The 14,275-nt window shown below is 44.8% G+C and carries 16 protein-coding genes; 13 read left to right on the top strand and 3 right to left on the bottom strand.

Translation table 11 applies throughout. The annotated features are described in order from the left end of the window. Window positions 1-13 precede the first annotated feature (13 nt). The 9 genes from K5Q99_RS10205 (at window position 14) to K5Q99_RS10245 (ending at window position 9,046) form a co-directional block, all read left to right on the top strand. Window positions 14-1,093, top strand: coding sequence for a pilus assembly protein PilM (locus tag K5Q99_RS10205; protein WP_106651741.1), 1,080 nt, complete (start codon window positions 14-16; stop codon window positions 1,091-1,093). Beyond that, complete coding sequence (locus K5Q99_RS10210) at window positions 1,081-1,665, top strand: PilN domain-containing protein (RefSeq protein WP_220776795.1); 585 nt, start codon at window positions 1,081-1,083, stop codon at window positions 1,663-1,665. Before K5Q99_RS10205 ends, K5Q99_RS10210 begins: the two co-directional genes overlap by 13 nt. Further along, the gene (locus K5Q99_RS10215) at window positions 1,662-2,285 is read left to right on the top strand and encodes a type IV pilus inner membrane component PilO (RefSeq protein WP_106649104.1); all 624 of its coding nucleotides are present in this window, start codon (window positions 1,662-1,664) and stop codon (window positions 2,283-2,285) included. The genes K5Q99_RS10210 and K5Q99_RS10215 overlap by 4 nt, the downstream gene beginning before the upstream one ends. Then, window positions 2,285-2,800, top strand: coding sequence for a pilus assembly protein PilP (locus K5Q99_RS10220; protein WP_106649105.1), 516 nt, complete (start codon window positions 2,285-2,287; stop codon window positions 2,798-2,800). Before K5Q99_RS10215 ends, K5Q99_RS10220 begins: the two co-directional genes overlap by 1 nt. Window positions 2,801-2,821: 21 nt before the next feature. Beyond that, window positions 2,822-4,873 carry a type IV pilus secretin PilQ gene (locus tag K5Q99_RS10225; RefSeq protein ID WP_220776796.1) on the top strand — a complete coding sequence of 684 codons (2,052 nt, stop codon included), beginning with the start codon at window positions 2,822-2,824 and terminating at the stop codon, window positions 4,871-4,873. A 216-nt stretch (window positions 4,874-5,089) separates the two neighbouring features. Then, the gene (gene aroK, locus K5Q99_RS10230) at window positions 5,090-5,605 is read left to right on the top strand and encodes a shikimate kinase AroK (RefSeq protein ID WP_006083542.1); all 516 of its coding nucleotides are present in this window, start codon (window positions 5,090-5,092) and stop codon (window positions 5,603-5,605) included. Between the two features lie 9 nt (window positions 5,606-5,614). Next, complete coding sequence (aroB, locus tag K5Q99_RS10235; RefSeq protein WP_220776797.1) at window positions 5,615-6,691, top strand: 3-dehydroquinate synthase; 1,077 nt, start codon at window positions 5,615-5,617, stop codon at window positions 6,689-6,691. A gap of 18 nt (window positions 6,692-6,709) precedes the next feature. After that, window positions 6,710-8,158 carry an AAA family ATPase gene (locus K5Q99_RS10240; protein ID WP_220776798.1) on the top strand — a complete coding sequence of 483 codons (1,449 nt, stop codon included), beginning with the start codon at window positions 6,710-6,712 and terminating at the stop codon, window positions 8,156-8,158. 48 nt (window positions 8,159-8,206) lie between these two features. Continuing rightward, complete coding sequence (locus K5Q99_RS10245) at window positions 8,207-9,046, top strand: Dam family site-specific DNA-(adenine-N6)-methyltransferase (protein WP_220776799.1); 840 nt, start codon at window positions 8,207-8,209, stop codon at window positions 9,044-9,046. 18 nt (window positions 9,047-9,064) lie between these two features. On the opposite strand, the gene K5Q99_RS10250 is transcribed toward K5Q99_RS10245, so the two are convergent. Together K5Q99_RS10250 and K5Q99_RS10255 are read right to left on the bottom strand one after the other, a co-directional pair. Beyond that, entirely contained in the window at window positions 9,065-9,250 is a 186-nt protein-coding gene (locus K5Q99_RS10250; RefSeq protein ID WP_220591367.1) for a DUF2970 domain-containing protein, read from the bottom strand. Further along, entirely contained in the window at window positions 9,250-9,615 is a 366-nt protein-coding gene (locus K5Q99_RS10255; protein ID WP_220591366.1) for a hypothetical protein, read from the bottom strand. The genes K5Q99_RS10250 and K5Q99_RS10255 overlap by 1 nt, the downstream gene beginning before the upstream one ends. 276 nt (window positions 9,616-9,891) lie before the next feature. Between K5Q99_RS10255 and rpe the strand changes: the two genes are divergently transcribed. From rpe to trpS, 3 genes are read left to right on the top strand one after another with little or no spacing between them, the layout of a single operon-like run. Next, on the top strand, window positions 9,892-10,566 hold the full coding sequence (gene rpe / locus K5Q99_RS10260; RefSeq protein ID WP_012090481.1) for a ribulose-phosphate 3-epimerase: 675 nt from the start codon (window positions 9,892-9,894) through the stop codon (window positions 10,564-10,566). A 2-nt stretch (window positions 10,567-10,568) separates the two neighbouring features. Continuing rightward, window positions 10,569-11,267, top strand: a complete 699-nt coding sequence (locus tag K5Q99_RS10265; protein ID WP_220776800.1) for a phosphoglycolate phosphatase — start codon at window positions 10,569-10,571, stop codon at window positions 11,265-11,267. A gap of 47 nt (window positions 11,268-11,314) precedes the next feature. Continuing rightward, a complete protein-coding gene (trpS, locus tag K5Q99_RS10270) occupies window positions 11,315-12,313 on the top strand; it encodes a tryptophan--tRNA ligase (protein ID WP_220776801.1) in 999 nt (332 codons plus the stop codon). Between the two features lie 63 nt (window positions 12,314-12,376). Here trpS and K5Q99_RS10275 read toward each other — a convergent pair whose 3' ends face one another. Continuing rightward, entirely contained in the window at window positions 12,377-13,249 is an 873-nt protein-coding gene (locus K5Q99_RS10275; RefSeq protein ID WP_006084499.1) for a LysR substrate-binding domain-containing protein, read from the bottom strand. A gap of 120 nt (window positions 13,250-13,369) precedes the next feature. Between K5Q99_RS10275 and K5Q99_RS10280 the strand changes: the two genes are divergently transcribed. Further along, window positions 13,370-14,254 carry a DMT family transporter gene (locus tag K5Q99_RS10280; RefSeq protein ID WP_106649114.1) on the top strand — a complete coding sequence of 295 codons (885 nt, stop codon included), beginning with the start codon at window positions 13,370-13,372 and terminating at the stop codon, window positions 14,252-14,254. Window positions 14,255-14,275 lie beyond the last annotated feature (21 nt).

Consider the following 14,275-nt stretch of genomic DNA (forward strand, 5'->3'; position numbering starts at 1 on the left):
AGTGACAATGGATATGCTTTCAAATTTATGGAAGCGTCAGGCTCCGCAGATGGTCGGAATCGATATCGGTTCCCATGAAGTTAAGGCCATTTTGTTGAGTAAGACTGCTGATGGATACAAGATAGTGAGTCATGCGGCGGTACCTATAAAAAAAGGGGCCGTTAACGATCATGATATTCGTGATGCTGATGCCGTTGTCGAATGCCTTAGGCAAATAAAACGTAATTTACCTAAATCGGTTAAATATGCTGCGGTTTGTGTTTCAGGCTCTGCAGTCATGACTAAAGTCATTTACATGGACGCCTCGCTGAGCGAGGAAGAAATGGAAGCACAGATCGAAATCGAAGCCGATAACCTTATTCCGTATTCACTCGATGAAGTCAGCATAGATTTTGAAACCCTCAGTGTAAACAGTACAGATCCTACCAAAGTGGATGTGTTGTTGAGCGCATGCCGCACCGACAATATTGATGTCAGAGTCGATGCGCTCGATAGTGTAGAACTTGAGGCTAAAGTGGTTGATGTAGAAGGTTATGCTTTAGGTCGCGCAGCTGAATTAATTCTGGCCCAGCTACCCGAAGGAGCGAAACATAAGGCCGTTGCTATGGTCGATATTGGCGCCAATATGACGACTTTTTCTGTAGTTGAAGCGGGAGAGACGACTTTTATTCGTGAACAAGCCTTCGGAGGTGAGCAATTTACTCAGTCAATATTATCCTTCTATGGCATGTCTTATGATCAAGCCGAAAAAGCAAAAATTGAAGGCGACCTACCACGAAATTATATGTTTGAAGTCCTATCACCTTTCCAAACTCAGCTATTACAACAAATAAAACGTACGCTGCAAATCTATTGTACTTCGAGTGGAAAAGATAAAGTTGACTACCTCGTATTATGTGGTGGGACCTCTAAATTAGAAGGTATGGCCAATTTACTGACGAATGAATTGGGGGTCCACACTATTATTGCCGATCCTTTTCAAGGGTGCCTGCATGCTGATGAGTCGGTTAAAACTGTACTGCAACCTACAATCAGTAAATATATGGTTGCATGTGGCTTAGCATTGAGGAGTTACGGTCAATGGCGAACATAAACCTACTCCCTTGGCGAGAAGAGGCGAGAGAAAAACAAAAGCGCGATTATATTGGCATTTTAGCCGCGGTATTTCTAGCGTCGGTAATCTTGGTCTATGTGGCTGTATCTCTTTTGGACGTGATGACTGACGAGCAAAAAGCGCGTAATGCCTATTTGCAATCGGAAATTAGCCTGCTAGAAACACAAATTTCTGAGATTAAGAAGATTACCGAGCGTAAGAAGGATATTGAACGCCGCACCGAAATTATTTTGAATTTACAACAATCCCGTAATTTACCGACCCATGTGTTAGATGAGTTAGTGCGAATTGTGCCCCCAGGAATCTACCTTTCTAGCTTAGAGAAAAAGGGCAGCTTGTTACTGATTGAAGGACGCAGTGAATCAAATAATAACGTTGCCAATATGATGCGTAAGGTTAAGACTTCGGAGTGGCTAACCGATCCCAATATGCAGTCGATTGTGACTCAAAATGAGGAATTACGGCAATTACAGCGATTCAGTTTAAGAGTCACGATTAAAGGCGCGAATGTGGACGAGCCTGAGAAAATGACAAAAGGAGCGAGTAAATGAAACTCGATCTAAGTCAATTTAATGATATCGACTTTGAAAATATTGGTGGTTGGCCTAACCAAGTTAAAAGTTTTTTCGCGATCCTATTGGCACTGTGTGTTTTTGCAGCGGGTTATTTCTTAGTCGTTTCAGATTCGATTGACTCCTATACCGCAGAGCAAGATAGGGAATTTCAACTCAGAGATGATTTTAAGAATAAGTATCAACTCGCAGCAAATTTAAAACTTTATCGTGAGCAGTTAGCAACGATGGAAGTGCAATTTGCCGAGTTACTGAAGATGCTCCCCTCTGAGAATGAAATGCCAGGCTTGCTAGATGATTTAACCTTTGTCGCCACCGATGCAGGACTTCGAATTAAGAGTTTAGATTGGGAGCCGGAAATTCAGCGGGATTTTTATATTGAATTCCCCATTAAAATGTCTGTTACAGGCGATTATCATCAGCTAGGTAATATGGTAAGTGGCGTAGCAAAACTGCCGCGTATTGTCAGTCTGCATGATTTTACGATTAAGCGCGACGATGCTGGTAACTTAGCCATGGATATTTTAGCTAAGACCTATCGCTTTAAAGAAGGGGCTGAATTACCGCCTGAAAAGCCTGCTAAGAAGGGGAAGAAATAATGAAATTCTTACCTCTATTGGCGTTGAGTCTTTTTTTAATGGGTTGTGTTGGCGATCGCAGTGATTTAGAGCTATTTGTTACTACAACTAAAGCGCAACACGTTGCTCATATTCCACCTTTAAAAGAACCGCCAAAGTTTGAGCACTTTGCCTATCAGGCTGAGCTAATGCGTAGCCCATTTGTACCACCTTCACGTGAACTAACTGAAGAGGTTGTTGATACCAGCAAAGATTGTTTACAACCAGATTTAAAGCGTCGAAAAGGACGATTAGAAACTTATCCTTTAGATAATTTAAAAATGCGTGGCACCTTAAGTGAAGCCGATACGACTTGGGCACTAGTCGAAACAAATGATGGCAGTGTGTATCGGATGGGCGTTGGTGAGTATTTAGGTCTGTTTAATGGACGCATTTCTAAAGTTACTTCACAAAATGTCGAAGTAGTAGAATTAATTCCAGATGGTTCTGGTTGTTGGTCCGAAAGGACAAGCAATTTAGAACTTTCTGGAGAATAACGAGCGAAGGATGAGGGTATAATGAAATCTTCTGCCGCGATAAAAGTCCCGTTAATTTCTTCAGGCTTAATCAAGTCTGTTATAGGGATCGCACTGGTATTTGGAATTTTGCCATCGAGTTTTGCGGCAAATCGATTAATGGATGTTAAATACCATACCTTGGTTGATCATCAATTGGAGCTAGAACTGGTCTTTGAAGATGCGGTCGCTCCGCCTGCAATAGATTCAAATGCTTCGCCCGCCGAGCTAGTGTTGACCTTCGATAATAGTATCTCGGGTTTATCTAAGGATCGTTTACCTATTAATCAGGTTGGGGTTGCAGATATCACCACTGAGCAGCAAGACACTCACCTAAAAGTCATCTTAGGTATGTCCAAAGTGAAACCTTACCAAGGTTCAGTAATGGGCAATTCATATCGGCTCACGATTAACGATGAAGTGCCAGGGACTCAAGCCCAAGCTGAAAACCCCTTCGTTAATAGCATTAAAAATATTGATTTCCGTCGTAATGATAATGGTGGCGGTGAGTTATTGGTCTATCTCAATAATCGCTCGGTTGCGGCTAATGTCGAGCAAGTGGGCGCTAAGCTTGAAGTGAAGTTGTATAACACAGATATTAATAACGATCTTCTGTATGTTATGGATGTGAAAGACTTCTCCACACCAGTAAAAAGCTTCGAGACATTTAAAGAAGATTTAACAGCGCGTATTGTCGTTGATATTGCGGGTGAATATGATTTCACTTACAAGCAAGAAGATAATCTCTTTAGACTTTCAATGAATAAAGTCGAGAGAGTCGCCGCCAAGAAAGATGTTAAAAAATACAATGGCCGTACCTTGTCGCTTAACTTTCAAAATATCCCTGTACGGACTGTGCTACAAATCATTGCCGACTATAACAATTTTAACTTAGTCACCAGTGATACTGTGGAAGGTAATATCACTTTAAGATTGGATGATGTGCCTTGGGATCAAGCTTTAGAACTAATTCTTCAAACCAAAGGATTAGATAAGCGTATCGAAGGTAATATCTTAATGGTGGCGCCGAGCGAAGAGCTGGCAATTCGTGAAAGCCAAAACCTCAAAAACAAACAAGAGGTTAAAGAGTTAGCACCGCTCTATTCCGAGTATTTACAAATTAACTACGCGAAAGCGGTCGATATTGCAGAGTTATTAAAAAGTACGGATTCGAGCTTACTTTCACCACGAGGTTCAGTCGCGGTCGATGAACGTACCAACACGGTACTGGTGAAAGATACGGCTGAAACGATTGAGAACATCCACCGCTTAGTTGAAGTGCTCGATATCCCTATCCGCCAAGTGTTGATCGAGTCACGTATGGTGACTGTAAAAGATGATGTCTCCGAAGACTTAGGTATTCGTTGGGGTGTCACCGATCAGCAGGGTAGCAAGGGAACTTCTGGCACATTAGAAGGTGCACAGAATATTGCCAACGGAATTATCCCCACCCCCGATCAGCGTTTAAATGTTAACTTACCCGCGGCAGCAACTAATCCAGCGAGTATTGCTTTTCATGTCGCTAAATTGGCAGATGGAACCATTCTAGATTTGGAATTAAGTGCGTTAGAGCAAGAAAACAAAGGTGAGATCATCGCTAGCCCTCGTATTACCACCTCTAACCAAAAGGCGGCTTATATTGAGCAAGGTGTCGAGATCCCTTATGTGCAGTCGACTTCGAGTGGTGCAACGTCAGTCACGTTTAAGAAGGCGGTGTTATCTCTACGGGTTACACCACAAATTACACCTGATAACCGAGTCATTTTAGATCTAGAAATTACTCAAGATTCTCAGGGTAAAACCGTTGATACTCCAACGGGTCCTGCTGTGGCCATCGATACTCAACGTATTGGTACCCAAGTGCTCGTTAATAACGGCGAAACCATAGTACTTGGTGGTATTTATCAGCAAAATCTCATTAGCCGTGTCAGTAAAGTGCCAATCCTAGGTGATATTCCCTTAGTTGGTTTCTTGTTTAGGAACACAACAGACAAAAATGAGCGTCAAGAGCTACTTATTTTCGTCACCCCGAAAATTGTCGGTGAGAAGATCTAAGCACTTGCTATGTATCGACTAAAGCCAGCAGTAATTGCTGGCTTTATTATTACTGGTATACAATTCTTTGCATAAATAGCGCACATGGCTTGCCATAGTAGACCTTAAGCTGAGATAATCCTCGGTCAAGTCTCATAAGAGCAAGGTAACATATAGGTCGGCTTGATGTTGAGTCGATATAGGCATACTTTTCAATAAGATTCAGACGTACAAGAAATGGCTGAAAAACGTAATATTTTTCTGGTAGGCCCTATGGGCGCAGGTAAAAGCACAATTGGTCGCCATCTGGCGCAAATGCTGCATTTAGAATTCCACGATTCAGATCAAGAGATTGAGCAACGCACAGGCGCTGATATTGCTTGGGTGTTTGACGTCGAAGGTGAAGAAGGCTTCCGTCGTCGTGAAGCTCAGGTTATTGCTGATTTGTCTGAGAAACAAGGTATTGTCCTTGCCACCGGTGGTGGTTCAGTACAAAGCAAAGATATCCGTAATCATCTGTCTGCTCGTGGCATTGTGGTTTATCTGGAAACCACTATCGACAAACAGGTCGCTCGTACTCAAAGAGACAAGCGACGCCCATTATTGCAAGTGGATGATCCTCGAGAAGTGTTGGAGAATCTTGCAGAGATCCGTAATCCATTGTACGAAGAAATTGCCGATGTGATTGTCAAAACTGATGATCAAAGCGCAAAGATTGTCGCCAATCAGATCATTGAGCAATTAGGTTTTTAGGCAGAATTTATGAAGCAAATTCAGGTTGATTTAGGTGTACGTAGTTATCCCATTTACATTGGCCAGAATTTGATGAGTGATGGCGAGACCTTGTCTCGCTACCTGCTTAAAAAACGTATTCTTATCGTCACCAATGAAACTGTCGCGCCTTTGTATCTTAAACAGATACAAGAGACGATGGCTTCGTTTGGTGAGGTAGAGAGTGTTATCCTTCCCGATGGCGAACAATTCAAAGACTTAGCACATCTAGATACTATTTTTACTGCACTGCTGCAGCAAAACTATGGTCGAGATTCTGTGCTGGTGGCTTTGGGTGGCGGCGTGATTGGTGATATGACGGGCTTTGCCGCGGCATGTTATCAACGTGGGATCGATTTTATTCAAATTCCGACAACTTTATTGTCGCAGGTGGATTCTTCCGTCGGCGGTAAAACGGCTGTTAACCATCCTCTTGGTAAAAACATGATTGGGGCCTTTTATCAGCCACAAATCGTGCTTATCGATACTTTATGTTTACATACGCTTCCAGCGCGCGAGTTTGCGGCGGGAATGGCGGAAGTCATCAAGTATGGCATCATGTGGGATGCTGATTTTTTTCAATGGCTTGAAGATAATGTAACGGCGCTAAAAACCTTAGATGCCCAAGCATTGGTTTATGCTATCTCCCGTTGCTGTGAGATTAAGGCTGATGTGGTTAGCCAAGACGAAACTGAGCAAGGTGTTCGTGCTTTATTGAATCTGGGTCATACCTTTGGTCACGCGATTGAAGCCGAAATGGGCTACGGTAATTGGTTGCATGGTGAAGCAGTGTCAGCTGGCACAGTCCTTGCTGCTAAAACAGCTAAGGCACTGGGGCTTATCGATGAGTCAATAGTTTGTCGTATCATAGCGTTACTACAAGCTTTTGATCTTCCAGTGAGTGCGCCGGAATCTATGGATTTCGACAGTTTCATTCAACATATGCGACGCGATAAAAAAGTTTTAGGCGGTCAGATTCGACTGGTGCTCCCAACGGCTATAGGCCGCGCGGATGTGTTTAGTCAAGTCACAGAATCCACCCTTGAACAGGTTATTCGCTGCGCATAAAAACTGTGTGGTGGGTGAGTGACGTTTCAGGGTTCTGTCTTGCTTCCTTCTCAGGAAGCCCTCATACAAAGAATGCATCATGTTGCCAGTTATAGCGATCAGCTGCTGGTGCTTTCTGGTGTCAGCGGCTCAGGCAAAACTACCTTAGTGACCGGATTAGCGACTGATTTTGACGAATCCAATGCGGCATTTGTGATTTGTCCTATGCATGCTGATAACGCTGAGATACGGCGCAAAATTCTAGTCCAGTTAATTTCATCCCCGATTTTTGACGACGATATTCCCCTTGCCGATACCTTGTTGCGGCTTGCGAGTACCCAAACTAAACCCCTACATATTATTATCGATGATGCACATTTATTGCCTAAGGCATTATGGGCAGAGTGTATTATTCTCAATCAGATCCAGTGTGCGGGTAAAAATATCGCCGTCACGCTCACGGTTCCACCGGCATTTTTAGCCGACCTATTACCCCAATTGCCTGAGCCGTTACGGCGGCAGATATTGCCTATCAATATTGAGCCGTTAACCATGCCCGAGCGTGAGGCCTTGTATCAAACGTTACTGAGATACAGCGAGCAAAATCCTTTTACGCCAAGGGAAATTGTACGTAGTCAGCTTGAGAAGCAAACGGGTACGCCGCAGGAAGTGGTCAATCTGTTAGATAAAGCCTTGCATAGCACGCCAGAGAAAACATCTTCTTGGATGAAGTATAAAGCCGTGATGGTGACAGCTGTGAGCATGTTGTTAGCGCTAGGTATTTGGCTTGGTGTTACTCAACCATTTTCTGAAGAGCAAGCTCCAGAGGTCGTGACTTATCCATCGATAGATTCACCCGCCTTCTTGTCCTACGGGCAAAAAGTTTTAGCGCCCTATTTTATGCTGCGCGCTGAGCAACTAAAGCTCGCTGCGGAGACTGCGAAAGTGATAGAAATCGAGACGGCAGAAGCCAAAACTGAACAAGCCGTTGATCCTTTAAGTGAATTCCACGGTGAAGCGCCACATCCTGTGCCTGACGATGCCGCTTTGATGAGTGTGGGTGAGGAGAGTAGCAAGTCTTTTGGTGAGGATAAGCCGCCTGAAGAGATCAAATCACAAGCCAAAGTAGCAGAGATTCAACCTGTAACGGCTGCGACTGCAAAGGTTGAAAAGCCGATAACTAAAGTATTCTTTGATACGAAAAAGCCGCTCAAGGGTTACACAATACAGATTGCTAGTGTTGCTCAATTGGATACCCTGCGTTCGACACTAAAGAGTATCGAGCATGTCGAGGGTGTTCGCGTTGCACGACATAAGCAACGCTGGGTTGTCCTTGTTGGCAACTACAGCAATAGCAAGTCAGCTTCGAATGCCGCCGCACAATTGGTTAAAGAGTATCATCTCGATCAACCTTGGGTTCGCAAATGGGCCGATTTGAAAGATTATCAACTAGAAGAAAGTCTGCCAAATCGTGAAATTTCAGAATAAACAGAGTACAATCATGGCCTTTATTTTTGTCGGCATTCATCAAGTTAAATGATAAAAAAACACAGAGCCTTCCTTAAGTGGGCTGGCGGTAAATTTAAATTGGTGGATGAATTGGCCAGTTATTTACCTACTGGAGACCGTTTGGTCGAGCCATTCGTGGGTGCCGGATCCGTTTTCTTAAATACGGATTATCCTAGCTATCTGCTCTGTGACATTAATCAGGATTTGATCGAGTTATACCAGATTGTGAAGCATCAACCAGAAGCTTACATTGCCGCAGCTAAGGCGTTGTTTGTTGATGAGATGAATCAAAAAGATGCTTACTATAAGGTGCGGACCGACTTTAATAAATGCCGTGACCCTTTCCAGCGTTCCGTGTATTTCCTCTATCTAAACCGTCATGGTTTTAATGGTTTATGTCGTTATAACCGTAAGGGCGGTTTCAATGTGCCTTTTGGTTCCTATAAAAAGCCGTATTTCCCCGAAAAGGAAATCTGGGCCTTTTCTGAAAAAGCGCAACGTGCCGAGTTTAAATGCATAGGCTACGAAAAAGCCTTCGAGCAGACACGTAGCGGCGATGTGGTTTATTGCGATCCACCTTATGCGCCATTGTCGACTACATCCAGTTTTACGACATATGTTGGTGCGGGTTTTAGTCTAGACGATCAAGCACTGCTTGCCCGTCATTCTCGCCATACAGCACTGGAGCGTGGCATTCCGGTATTGATCAGTAATCATGATATTCCATTGACTCGCGAGTTATACCGCGGCGCTCACTTAGCGACAATCCAAGTGCAACGTAACATTAGTCAAAATGGCAGTGGCCGGAACAAGGTGGATGAGTTGATGGCGTTATATGATGAAAACTATGATCCAAAGGAAGATTAGGTTCGACATAGCTTAGGTTTAGCTAAGCACTTGTCCTACGAGAAACATCAGACTTGCCACTAAAACGATTGCCAATACGATTCCCATAGCTATGTAAGGTAACGGTGAACCCGTTTGGAAGTCTTTTTTACGATTTTCGTCAGTTTGTACCCCGAAAAAGGCGGCGACGGTACTGTGGAATACTTGCCAGATACGGCTAAGCATTAATAGGCGAGATGCGATGTAGTGGGCTTGAGGTCATCCATAGGTTTATCTTGATGGCCGTGTAATAGCTCAAGCAGATCGACAAAGTGGAACTGACTCGAACGGTTTTTTCCTGTGAGCCACGTTTTCCAACTTAGGGTTTGTGCTTGATCGGCGCAACGATTATTAGGATGACTACTAGGCAGAGCATTATTGTAACGGGTGTCACTGCTACAAGCGCATGAAGCTGTTTCGGTATTTTCCGTAAGTTTTTCAACGCCAAAAGCTAACGTGGCCACGACCACAGCAGTGAATGCCAACATCATAGATGACTTAAATGTCACTGACTTAACATAGTGTGAAAACAAACTAAACCGCCCCTTCATAACGCTTCCTTTGAAATGAACCAGCATTGCGCCTCGAGTATAACAAACTCGCCTAGTTTATGAACAAAAATTTATCAATTGCCGCCAAAATGCGCGTAAATATTAGCTTATTTTACCGAATCCAAGCCCCAATTGACTGCGATAGTTACAGAATGTGCTGCTTTGCTGACACGGGCATCGCGTATCAATTGCCAGAAATGTGGCTTTAGCTATAGAGGCTTAGCTTGGCTCAGGGTAAAATAAGGCACTTTTTATCCAAATAGCAGCGAGTGTTTTATGCGTCCATTCTTGATTGCTCCATCGATTTTATCTGCCGATTTTGCCCGTTTGGGTGATGATGTAAAAGCCGTGTTAGATGCGGGGACCGACGTAGTGCATTTTGATGTGATGGATAATCACTATGTTCCTAACTTAACGATTGGCCCCATGGTGTGCCAAGCGCTGCGTAACTACGGTATTACCGCCGATATTGATGTGCATTTGATGGTTAAGCCAGTTGACCGTATCGTGCCTGATTTTGCTAAAGCGGGCGCATCTATTATTACTTTCCATCCAGAAGCCTCAGAGCACGTCGATCGTACACTTCAGTTGATCAAAGAATGTGGCTGTAAAGCGGGTCTCGTGTTTAACCCTGCTACACCACTGCATTATCTCGACCATGTGATGGATAAGCTGGATGTGATTCTGTTGATGTCGGTCAACCCTGGTTTTGGCGGGCAATCTTTTATTCCATCGACCTTAGATAAGCTGCGTCAAGTGCGTGCGCGTATCGATGCCAGTGGTTTTGATATTCGATTAGAAGTGGATGGCGGCGTTAAGGTCGACAATATTGCTGAAATCGCTGCCGCCGGTGCCGACATGTTTGTTGCGGGCTCTGCCATTTTCGGCAAGCCAGATTACAAAGCTGTTGTTGATGAGATGCGTGCCGAACTTGCTAAAGTTGGGGCATAGGCATGTGGGATAAGATTAAAGCGATAGCGTTTGATCTTGATGGCACGCTGATCGACAGTGTGCCGGACCTAGCCGTTGCCACGCAGCAAGCCTTAGCCGAGTTAGGTTTGAAGAGCTGCTCTGAGGCGCAAGTGCGTACTTGGGTCGGTAACGGTGCCGAAATGTTAATGCGCCGCGCCATGACCCATGCCTTGGGAGCGGATGTTGAGCAAACCGCACTGGATGCGGCCATGCCGATTTTTATGAATCACTATCAAGAGAATCTTGAAAAACACAGTGCGCTGTATAGTGACGTGCATCAAGTACTGCAAACCTTGTTCGATGCAGGTTTTAAGCTCGCCGTTGTCACCAATAAACCCTATCGTTTTACCTTGCCATTACTCAATGCCTTTGGGATTAATGACTTTTTCAGCTTAGTGTTAGGTGGCGATACCCTAGCTAAGATGAAGCCCGATCCTTTGCCGCTGCAGCACTTATTGCATGAGTGGCAATTGGATAAAGAGGCGTTATTGATGGTCGGCGACTCTAAAAACGACATTTTAGCGGCGAAAGCGGCTGGGATAGCGTCAATCGGCTTGACCTACGGCTACAACTACGGTGAAGATATTGGGCTCAGTGGCCCAGATGCCGTATGTGAGCAATTTAGTGAGATTTTGAACTGGGTAAACCTCTCAAGTAATAGGTGTTTACCCGTTCTTTAGTCGATTTTTTATAGTCTTTTTAATATAGATAGTGGAGCAATGACGTAATGACCAAACCCATAGTACTCAGCGGTGCACAGCCGTCCGGCGAATTAACCATAGGTAACTACATGGGTGCATTGCGTCAATGGGTTGCGATGCAAGATAGCCACGACTGCCTGTATTGTGTAGTCGACTTGCATGCTATTACCGTGCGTCAAGATCCTAAAGCGTTGCGCGAAGCTTGTTTAGACACTTTAGCTCTGTATTTGGCCTGTGGCGTCGATCCTAAAAAGAGCACAGTGTTTATCCAGTCACAGGTGCCACAACATACGCAATTGGGTTGGGCACTAAACTGCTACACCCAAATGGGCGAGTTGAGCCGCATGACGCAATTTAAAGATAAGTCACAAAAGCATGCTAACAACATCAACGTGGGTCTGTTTGGTTACCCTGTGCTGATGGCGGCGGATATTTTGATTTATCAAGCGAACGAAATCCCAGTTGGTCAAGATCAGAAGCAACATCTTGAGTTAACGCGTGATATCGCGACTCGCTTCAATAATGCTTACGGCGATACTTTCACTATTCCTGAGCCGTTTATTCCTGAGCATGGCGCGAAAGTCATGTCGCTGCAGGAGCCGCTGAAGAAGATGTCTAAGTCAGACGAGAACCGTAACAACGTCATCGGCCTGTTAGAAGATCCGAAATCTGTACTGAAGAAGCTGAAAAAAGCCATGACAGACAGTGATGAGCCGCCTGTCGTGCGTTTCGACATGGAAAATAAACCAGGCGTTTCTAACCTACTGAGTCTCATGTCGGGTGTGACGGGGCAAAGCATTGCAAGCCTAGAAGCCGAGTTTGAAGGCAAGATGTATGGCCATTTGAAAGGTGCAGCAGGTGAAGCGGTTGTGAGCATGTTAGAACCGCTGCAAGAGCGCTACCGCGCGATTCGTGCCGATCGTACATACTTAGACCAAGTGATGAAAGCGGGCGCCCAGAGTGCGCAGGCGCGCGCCGAAGTGACGCTGAAAAAAGTGTACGAGAAGATTGGTTTGTTAGTGTAATCAACCGATAGCGATAAATTAAGCCGACGTCAGCGTCGGCTTTTTTGTGTCTGTATGCTCACCTTAGGCCTGTGATTTAAGCCAAGAGGAGAAGGCGGCAATCGCAGGTTCTGATAAACGGCGTTGCTTACAAAAGAAAGTAAATTCAAATCCAGTATGCACATCGGGAAGATTCAAGGCGACCAAACGCCCCGTGGTGATATCACCTGCCACCATAAAGTCCGGCGCTAGGGCTAAGCCTTGGCCTGCAATCGCCGCCTCAATCGCCATCACAATATGACTAAACACATGTTGTTGTTCGTTATCGAGTGGGATTTGGTGCGCCGATGACCACTTGTGCCAGTCGAGTCCGAGTGGGCCTTCATCGACAACCAGCAGGGCTTGTTGCTGGAAATTATTCAGGCTTATGTCGCGCCATTTAAGGTAGAAATTTGGGCTGCACACTGGGATTAGCCGTTCTTTGTGTAGTAACTGTTGCCAATAGCCGCGTTGATTCAGTTTTCCTGCGATAAAGATATCTGCCGTGCTAGTGCTGAGATCAGGATCTTGGGTGATCATCTCAAGGCGGATTTTTACGCTCGGATATTGGCGGCGAAAATCGGCGAGTCTGGGGATCAACCATTTCACCGAGAAGGAACTGTAAACTGCTAAGCACAGCTGCTGATTGGGCGTGTCGCGCACCTTCAAATTAAGATCACTTAACTCGTTGAATATCCGCTCTAACTCTAGAAATAGTCCGTGTCCCTTCGGGGTTAACTGCAGTTTACGCCCCTGGCGGTCAAACAGTTGCTCGCCAAAATACTCTTCTAATACTCGTACTTGGTGAGAAACCGCACTTTGGGTGATGCACAGTTCATCGGCTGCCTTAGAAAAATGCTGCTGTCTGGCGGCGGCCTCAAACACTTGCAGAGCGCGTAATGGTGGTAGCTTTCTCATAATTTTCAATATCTAAAGGCTTTAGTATGAATTTAATTCATCTAGCATGAGAAAGCATCATTTCAGCTTAAGTTTTTGGGGGATTATCATGCCGCCATTGAGATTTATGGATGTTAAAAAATGCAACGCCCAGTTGTTATCGGTTTGATTTTATTGATAGTAGGTAATCTATTTAGTGCCTTCTATGATGTGTCGATCAAGTGGTTACCGGACGATGCGAATGCCTCGACTTTCCTTCTTGTCAGGCAAATCTCCTCAGTCTTTATGTTGTTGCCAGTGTGGTTGTATTCACAGCGGCCGATGACGACACATATTTCAGTTCACCTTTGGCGTGCCAACATAGGCTCAGTTGGCGCGCTTTTTTTAATTATTGGCTTGATGGCATTGCCACTCGCGACGGTTAGCTCATTGTTTTACTCGGCACCTTTGATGATCATCTTGATGGGGTATTTTTTCCTGAGGGAGCGGATCACTGCTGCCCAGACCATCTGCACTGGCTTAGGTTTTGTTGGTATTTTGATTATCCTGCGGCCGAGTGAAATGAACTGGTATGGCATTGCTGTGCTATTTTCGGCTTTTACCTTTGCGGTGAATCAGTTAGCGCTGAAAAAAGTGCCTAATGCAGAGCATCCCGTGTTAACGCTGATGTTGTATAACTTACTGGGTATTCCAGCGACGTTAGTGATTGCGGCGTTTCAGGGCATCGAAGGTTTGAGTTGGGAGCTGGTGGGCGTGGCATTGCTGAGCAACGCATTTTTACTTGTGTATCATTGGTTTTGCGTGCTGGCCTACCGTAAAGCACAGGCAAGCGATATCGCGATTGCGGAATACACTGGCTTGTTATTTATTGTCTTTTTAGGCTGGTTGTTATTCGATGAGTGGTTGGATAACTTAAGCTGGCTCGGCGCTGCTTTGATTGTGTTGCCTTCGTTGTGTTTACCTTGGTTAGGGTCGCTGTTATCAAAATCGACGCCTAAGGTTGCAGATACACTAACGGGGAAATAACGCTGAGCGTTTAAGCCTAAG

It is taken from the genome of Shewanella hafniensis (assembly GCF_019655335.1).
Lineage (GTDB): Bacteria > Pseudomonadota > Gammaproteobacteria > Enterobacterales > Shewanellaceae > Shewanella > Shewanella hafniensis.

Coding starts and splice junctions, on each gene's coding strand:
- K5Q99_RS10205 (WP_106651741.1), top strand. CDS start 14: ATGCTTTCAAATTTATGGAAGCGTCAGGCTCCGCAGATGGTCGGAATC.
- K5Q99_RS10210 (WP_220776795.1), top strand. CDS start 1,081: ATGGCGAACATAAACCTACTCCCTTGGCGAGAAGAGGCGAGAGAAAAA.
- K5Q99_RS10215 (WP_106649104.1), top strand. CDS start 1,662: ATGAAACTCGATCTAAGTCAATTTAATGATATCGACTTTGAAAATATT.
- K5Q99_RS10220 (WP_106649105.1), top strand. CDS start 2,285: ATGAAATTCTTACCTCTATTGGCGTTGAGTCTTTTTTTAATGGGTTGT.
- K5Q99_RS10225 (WP_220776796.1), top strand. CDS start 2,822: ATGAAATCTTCTGCCGCGATAAAAGTCCCGTTAATTTCTTCAGGCTTA.
- aroK (WP_006083542.1), top strand. CDS start 5,090: ATGGCTGAAAAACGTAATATTTTTCTGGTAGGCCCTATGGGCGCAGGT.
- aroB (WP_220776797.1), top strand. CDS start 5,615: ATGAAGCAAATTCAGGTTGATTTAGGTGTACGTAGTTATCCCATTTAC.
- K5Q99_RS10245 (WP_220776799.1), top strand. CDS start 8,207: ATGATAAAAAAACACAGAGCCTTCCTTAAGTGGGCTGGCGGTAAATTT.
- K5Q99_RS10250 (WP_220591367.1), bottom strand. CDS start 9,250: ATGCTTAGCCGTATCTGGCAAGTATTCCACAGTACCGTCGCCGCCTTT.
- K5Q99_RS10255 (WP_220591366.1), bottom strand. CDS start 9,615: ATGAAGGGGCGGTTTAGTTTGTTTTCACACTATGTTAAGTCAGTGACA.
- rpe (WP_012090481.1), top strand. CDS start 9,892: ATGCGTCCATTCTTGATTGCTCCATCGATTTTATCTGCCGATTTTGCC.
- K5Q99_RS10265 (WP_220776800.1), top strand. CDS start 10,569: ATGTGGGATAAGATTAAAGCGATAGCGTTTGATCTTGATGGCACGCTG.
- trpS (WP_220776801.1), top strand. CDS start 11,315: ATGACCAAACCCATAGTACTCAGCGGTGCACAGCCGTCCGGCGAATTA.
- K5Q99_RS10275 (WP_006084499.1), bottom strand. CDS start 13,249: ATGAGAAAGCTACCACCATTACGCGCTCTGCAAGTGTTTGAGGCCGCC.
- K5Q99_RS10280 (WP_106649114.1), top strand. CDS start 13,370: ATGCAACGCCCAGTTGTTATCGGTTTGATTTTATTGATAGTAGGTAAT.